Below are 6,620 nucleotides of genomic sequence, written 5' to 3'. Positions count from 1 at the left end.
CCCCCCCCCCCCCCCCCCCCCCCCCCCCCCCCCCCCCCCCCCCCCCCCCCCCCCCCCCCCCCCCCCCCCCCCCCCCCCCCCCCCCCCCCCCCCCCCGACGCATCTGCCCGGGACGGCCGCGTCACATGTTGATCATGTGCCCGGCGAGGCCGTGGATGGCCTCCTTGACCGCCTCGCCCAGGGTCGGGTGGGCGTGCACGTTGCGGGCGACCTCGTGGACGGTCAGGTCCCACTGCTGGGCCAGCGTCAGCTCCGGCAGCAGCTCGGTGACCTCGGGGCCGATCAGGTGGGCGCCGAGCAGCTCGCCGTGCTCGTTGTCGCTGATGACCTTGACGAAGCCGATCGGGTGGCCGAGGCCGTGCGCCTTGCCGTTGGCGGTGAACGGGAACTTGGCGACCTTGACGTCGTGGCCCAGCTCGCGCGCCTGGGCCTCGGTGTAGCCGAAGGAGGCGATCTGCGGCTGGCAGTAGGTGGCGCGCGGGATCATGACGAAGTCGACCTCCATCGTCTCCGCCCCGCCGATGGTCTCGGCGGCGATCACGCCCATGGTCTCGGCGGCGTGCGCGAGCATCAGCTTGGCGGTCACGTCGCCGATCGCGAAGATGTGCTCGACGCTGGTGCGGCCGCGGCCGTCCACCGCGATGGCGTTGCGGTCGGTGAGCTTGACCCCGGTGTTCTCCAGGCCGTAGCCGTTGACCCGCGGCGCGAAGCCGATCGCCTGGAGCACCTTGTCGGCCTCCAGCACCCGCTGCTGCCCGTCCTTGGTGACGGTGACGCGGACCTTGGCGTTCGGGTCGCTGTCGTCGATCGACTCGACCCGGGTGGAGGTCAGCACCTCGATGCCCAGCTTGCGGTACTGCTTGGCGAGTTCGGTGGAGACCTCGACGTCCTCCAGCGGCACCACGCGGTCCAGGAACTCGACGATGGTGACCTTCACGCCGTAGTTGTGCAGCACGTAGGCGAACTCGACACCGATCGCGCCGGCACCCGCGATGATGATGCTCTCCGGCAGCTGCTCGGTGAGGATCTGCTCCTCGTAGGTGACGACGCGGTCGCTCAGGCTGGTGCCGGGCAGCAGGCGGGTGGTGGCTCCGGCGGCGATGATGCAGTGGCCGAAGGTGACGACCTCGAAGCCGCCGCCGCTCAGCGCGACCTGGAGGGTGTGGTCGTCGACGAACGTGCCCCAGCCGTCGTACTCGGTGATGCCGTTCTTCTTCATCAGGTAGTGGACGCCCTTGACCCGGCCGTCGGCCACCGAGCGGCTGCGCCGCAAGGCCTCGCCGAAGTCGAAGGTCACCTGGCCCTCGACCTTGATGCCGAAGGTCTTGGCCTCCTTGGTGAAGATGTGGGCGAGCTCGGCGTTGCGCAGCAGGGCCTTGGAGGGGATGCAGCCGACGTTGAGGCAGACGCCGCCCCAGTACTTGGCCTCAATGACCGCGACCTTCAGGCCCAGCTGGGCCGAGCGGACGGCGGCGGTGTAGCCGCCGGGGCCCGCGCCGAGGACGACGACGTCGTAGTGCGTGCTCATGTTGCTGACTCCTCCGAGGATGTCACCGTGTCGTGATCTCGGTCCCATGGTGTCAGGACCGGGCTCCGCGCACCCACCGGGTCTCGGTGGATGCGCTCCGCGCGGCACCGTACCGGCCCGCGGCCGGATTGTCAGTGGCCTCCGCTACGGTGGCCGCACCCGCAGCCACCAGGGGCGTTGACGGAGGGAGGTCCCGGATGGAACAGCATCGGACGGAGCAGTCGGGTACGGCGGTCGGGTGGGCCCGCCGGCCGGCAGCGGCGGCGGCCCCACCCGGGGGTCAGGCCGTCACCCCGTGGGTGCTCCCGCCGGTCGTGCCGCTCGTGCCTCTCATACCCGTCGCGCCCGCGTCGGGCGCCGCCTTCACGGCCTGGCGCTGGGCCGGGACGGGCCGGTGGAGCGAGGAGAGGTCCCAGGCGTAGGTGCCGACGGCGTTCGCGATCACGTCGATGTTGACGTCGAAGACACCCATGTCGATGTTGCCCAGGTCGTCGCAGGCCTGGTGGTAGCAGGCGTCGTACGCGGCGCCGGCCGTACCCCCGTAACGGGCGGCCTGCTCCTGGGACTTGACCTTCTCGGCGCCGGTGTCGGTGCCGCCGGCCGGGATGCCCGCGTCGATGAACGGACCGTAGTCGGAGCGGCCGTCGAAGAGGGTCGGGTCGTGCGGCAGGCCCCGGCCGTCCAGGTAGCCGTTGATGTCCCGCTCCAGCTGCGCCGAGCCCTCGGGGCCCGCGGCGCCGCCGGCGCTGCCCGAGCCGTTGTAGACGAACTGCGCGTAGTTGGGGGAGGCGATCATGTCGAAGTTCAGGTAGAGGCTGATCTTCTTCTTCTCCGCGTCGGAGAGGGACTTCACGTACGCCTCGGCGCCCTTGAGGCCGAACTCCTCGGCCGACCACCAGGCGAACCTGACCTTGTTCTTCACCGGGTGGACGCTGAGGTTCTTCGCGACCTCCAGGATGCCGGCGGTGCCGGAGCCGTTGTCGTTGATGCCCGGTCCCTCGGGGACGGAGTCGAGGTGCGCGCCGACCATCACGGTGTTGTCGGGGTCGCCGCCGCGGGTCTCCGCGAGGACGTTCCAGGTCCTGCGCTGCTCCATGAAGGTGCGGATGTCCAGCGTCACCCGGACGGGCCCGGTGGCGGCCTCGGCGGCCAGGGCCTCGCCCGCGGCCTTGGTGATCCCGCCGGTCGGGATCCTCCCCGCCGTCGGCTCGGTGAGCGTTCCGTTGAGGGTTCCCTCGGTGTTGTTGTAGACGATCGCCCCGGCCGCGCCCACGGCGGCCGCGGCGGCCTGCTTCTCGGCGAAGGTGCATCCGCCGCGCCGGATCAGGGCGATCTTGCCGGTGAAGGCGCCCGCCGGGTAGTCGGCCGCTGTGCAGCCCGTGGTGGCACTCACCGGAGCGACCGCCAGGTCCGCGGTCAGGCCCGCCTCCGGGCCGCTCACCGAGTACGTCATGGCGATCACCGGCACCGACTCGGCCTTCGGGGAGAGCACGTCGAGGTGCTCGGAGCGGGCCTCGAAGAAGGTGTACACGAACTCCTGCTTGGACACCTTGAGCCCGGCCCGCCGCGCCTGCTCGTAGACGTACTGCGCCGACTGGTCGTGCCCCTTCGAACCGGCCACCCGGGTACCGCCGTTGCGGTCCGCGATCAGCTGGAGCGCGGCCAGCGTGGCCCGCGCGTCCCGGGCGCTGCTCGCCTCGACCAGCCGGGAGGCCAGCTTGGCGCCCTTGCGCGCCGGGTCCGGGTCGGCCGAGGCCCTGCCGGCGCCGGCCAGCAGCAGCGGGGCGACCAGAGCGGCGACGGTCAGGGCGGCGCCCGCGCCACGCCGGGTGACGGCGGTTCGCGGGCGTCCTGGGGACGTGTCGCGGTCGTACGGGGTGTCGTGGCCGTACGGGGTGACGTGGTCGTACGCGGTGGAACGGTCGAGCGGGGAGGTGGAGCGACGGGTGCGCAGCATCAAGGCAACTCCTTCCGACGGGGCCGTGAGGGTCATGATTCGACATGACCGGAATCCCGTTGCCAAGCCTTTACGCAGACCTTGCGAGATGCGGACCGCGACGCGCCCGGTGATATTGGAGAGGTGGGGGCTTCTCATCCAGGAGTGTGACCAGATGTCCATGATGGATAAGCTCAAGAACCTGCTGAAGGGCCACGAGGAGCAGACCGACAAGGCCGTCGACAAGGCGGGCGACGCCGTCGACCAGCGCACCGAAGGCAAGTACAGCGGTCAGGTGGACGCCACCCAGGAGCAGCTCAAGAACCAGTTCCGCGACCAGCCGCCCCAGTAGGAGCGACTCCGCGGGGCGCCGCGCCCGGCGCCGTCCGCCCGGCTCGTCGCCCCGGCCCGGCCGCCCGGTCGGGCCGGGGTTCAGCGTCCGTGCGGCCCTGCTCGCGCTCGCGCTGGCCTGCCTGGTGCGGAGCCTGGTGACGCTGCCGGGCTCCGGCTGGTCGGCCGGCCCGCTGCTCGGCCTCGCCGCGACCGGAGTCCTCACCGGGGCCCTGGTCCGGCACGAACGCCGCACCGTCGACCCGCTGCCGCCACCGGCTCTGCTCCGCTCACCGGCGGTCGCTCCGCCGCTCGCCGTCCTGCTCGCGGCCTCGGCGGCGCTCCAGGGCGCGCTCTTCCCGGCCACCTACTGCCTCCAGGACCTGCTCGGGCCGGCCCCCTGGCAGAGCGCCCTGCGGGCGGTGCCGCTCGCGGCGACGATGATCCTCGCGGCCCCCGGCTCCGTCTGGCTGGCGGGCTGGCGGGCGAAGCGTCACGGCGAACGGGTGCTGGTGCTGTCCGGGATGACGCTGCTCACCACGGCGGCGCTGCTCACCGCGGGCCTCGGGTCCGGCTCCGGCACGGCCGCGATCAGCGGCTGCTTCGCGCTGTTCGGCACCGGCTTCGGCGCGGTGATGGCCACCGCCACCGCGGGGGGTCCGCGGCGCGTACGCCGCCCGGGCCGAGGTCGCGGGAGGAGGCCTGCAGCCGACCGTGCTGAACATCGGCCCGGCGCTGGGCATCGCCCTGGCCGCCACCGCCACCGGCCGTACCGGCCCCGGCGCGGCGCTCGCGCCGACCGCGCTGACCATGGCGGTGGTGGCCGGCGCGGGGACGCCGCTCGCCGCGCGGCGGCCCGGCCGGGTCGCGGGCCCGGTGCCCGGTCGGCCTCTTCGGTGGCGCCGCCCGTGAGCGGCGCCCGTGCCGTCAGACGCCGGTGACGCCGTCGATGCGCTCCCGGAGCAGGTCGGCATGGCCGTTGTGGCGGGCGTACTCCTCGATCAGGTGCACCAGGATCCAGCGCAGCGAGACGCTGTCCGCGCCGAGCACCGCCGCGGCCTGCGGGGAGAGCGCGCCGGCCGCGTCCAGTGACTCGTCCGCGGTCAGCTCCCGGCCCCGGTCGATCTCCGCCTTCCAGTCCGCCAGCGCCTCGGCCATTCCGCGCGCAGGGTCCAGCCCGTAGCCGTCGGCGTTCTCCGGGCCGTACACCGGCGGGACCTCCCGGCCGTCGAACACCCGCTGGTGCCAGTTGCGTTCGACCTCGGCGAGGTGCTGCACCAAGCCCAGCAGGGTCATCGTGGACGGCGGGACGGACGCCAGCCGTACCTGCCGGTCGTCGAGCCCGTCGACCTTCCGGGCGAGGGTGGCCCGCTGGAAGTCCAACCAGCTCTCCAGCATGGCGCGTTCAGCGGCGTGCGGGGGCGGGATCGGCCGCCCGTCCGGGGTGAGTGCCATGGCCCCCACTCTGGCACACGCCCCCGCGCGTCTCCCGCTCGGACCGGGACCGTATCAGTGCGGCGAGCAGCGCGAGTTGCACGGCCGCGCCCACCGCCGGGCCGAGCCACACCCCCGACACTCCCAGCGGCCCGGACAGGGCCGCCGAGGCGGCGAGTTGGGCCCCGAGACCGAGCAGCACGGAGACCACCAGCGGTCGGCCGGCGCCCGCCGCCTGGTGCACCCCACCGAGGGCGACCACCAGGGCGTACGGCAGCAGGTAGAGCGCCGCCATCCGCAGGAAGCCGACGGACTGCGCGGCCACCGCCCGGTCCTCGGTGAAGAGCGCGGTCAGTGGTCCGGCCAGCGTCACGGAGAGCACGGCCGACACCGCGCCGAGCAGTGCGGCGAGGCGGCCGGTGGCCCGGCTCAGGGTGCGCAGCGCGGCGCCCTCCCCCGCGCCGGCCAGGCGGGCGGCCTCGATCGCGGCGGCCTGGCGCAGCGCGTAGAAGGCCATGGTGACGACGAGCAGGACGCGGTAGCCGAGGCCGTACCCGGCCACCGCGGCGACGCCGAAGCCTGCGACCAGGCCGAGTTGGGCGGCTCCGACGGCCATCCGGGCGGTGAAGTCCAGGCCGAACGGTGCGCCCGCGCGCACGATCCGTACCGCTGCCGCGCCCACTCCCCCGGCCGCTCGGTTGGCGGTCCGCGGCTGCGGCCCCGTACGCCGCTCCGCCGGTTGCCCCGCCGATCCTCGTGGCCTCCGGCGCAGGTGCAGGGTGACGGCGAGGCCGATCGCCCGCGAGAGGGCCAGGGCCAGGGCCGCGCCCGGCACGCCGAGGGCGGGCAGCGGCCCCGGGCCCAGGATGAGCAGCGGGTCGAGGAGGAGCAGCAGGACGTTGGAGAGCAGGGCGATCCGCATCGGGGTGCGGGTGTCGCCGGTGCCCTTGAACAGCTCGTCGGCGACGCGTTGGCCGAAGAAGAACGCGAACGCCGGGAACGCGACGGTGAAGTACCCGGCAGCGTGCGCGGCGGCCTCGCCGTCCAGGAAGGCGCCCGCCAGCCGGTCGCGCAGCAGGAAGCCGGGGACGGCGAGCGCCACACTGCCCGCCGCGCAAAGCCACCCCGCCGCGCGGGCGGTGCGGGCGGCCTCGGCCCGGTCGCCGGCTCCGAGGGCGTGGGAGAGCCGGACGCTGGTGCCGGAGCCGACCACCAGAACCAGGCCGAGCAGCAGGTTCTCCACGGTGCCGGCCAGGGTGACGGCGGCGACCGCGGCCCCGCCGAGACCGGCCACCCAGAACGTGCCGATCACCGAGGCGACAACCCCGGACAACAGCTCCGCATAAACGGGTACCGCCAGTGCCGTGAGCCGGCGCGACTGTCCGCGCATGG

At 73.8% G+C, this 6,620-nt stretch carries 6 protein-coding genes; 2 read left to right on the top strand and 4 right to left on the bottom strand.

Annotated features, from left to right (window positions below):
* Nucleotides 1-121 precede the first annotated feature (121 nt).
* Nucleotides 122-1,528 (bottom strand): dihydrolipoyl dehydrogenase, encoded by a 1,407-nt coding sequence (gene lpdA, locus ACZ5OX_RS33880; RefSeq protein WP_465635417.1) that lies wholly within the window; start codon nucleotides 1,526-1,528, stop codon nucleotides 122-124.
* Between the two features lie 280 nt (nucleotides 1,529-1,808).
* Nucleotides 1,809-3,485, bottom strand: a complete 1,677-nt coding sequence (locus ACZ5OX_RS33875; RefSeq protein ID WP_465635415.1) for a M28 family peptidase — start codon at nucleotides 3,483-3,485, stop codon at nucleotides 1,809-1,811.
* 154 nt (nucleotides 3,486-3,639) lie between these two features.
* On the opposite strand from ACZ5OX_RS33875, the gene ACZ5OX_RS33870 reads away from it, so the two are divergent.
* Nucleotides 3,640-3,816 carry an antitoxin gene (locus ACZ5OX_RS33870; protein ID WP_402411854.1) on the top strand — a complete coding sequence of 59 codons (177 nt, stop codon included), beginning with the start codon at nucleotides 3,640-3,642 and terminating at the stop codon, nucleotides 3,814-3,816.
* A 136-nt stretch (nucleotides 3,817-3,952) separates the two neighbouring features.
* The gene (locus ACZ5OX_RS33865; RefSeq protein ID WP_465635413.1) at nucleotides 3,953-4,735 is read left to right on the top strand and encodes a hypothetical protein; all 783 of its coding nucleotides are present in this window, start codon (nucleotides 3,953-3,955) and stop codon (nucleotides 4,733-4,735) included.
* On the opposite strand, the gene ACZ5OX_RS33860 is transcribed toward ACZ5OX_RS33865, so the two are convergent.
* The gene (locus ACZ5OX_RS33860) at nucleotides 4,722-5,249 is read right to left on the bottom strand and encodes a DinB family protein (RefSeq protein WP_465635411.1); all 528 of its coding nucleotides are present in this window, start codon (nucleotides 5,247-5,249) and stop codon (nucleotides 4,722-4,724) included. The two genes, ACZ5OX_RS33865 and ACZ5OX_RS33860, sit on opposite strands and share 14 nt — an antisense overlap.
* Entirely contained in the window at nucleotides 5,200-6,618 is a 1,419-nt protein-coding gene (locus ACZ5OX_RS33855; RefSeq protein WP_465635409.1) for an MATE family efflux transporter, read from the bottom strand. The genes ACZ5OX_RS33860 and ACZ5OX_RS33855 overlap by 50 nt, the downstream gene beginning before the upstream one ends.
* Nucleotides 6,619-6,620: the final 2 nt, after the last annotated feature.

It is taken from the genome of Kitasatospora sp. NPDC032121 (genome assembly GCF_055580145.1).
This window is presented reverse-complemented; position numbering and strand designations above follow the sequence as displayed.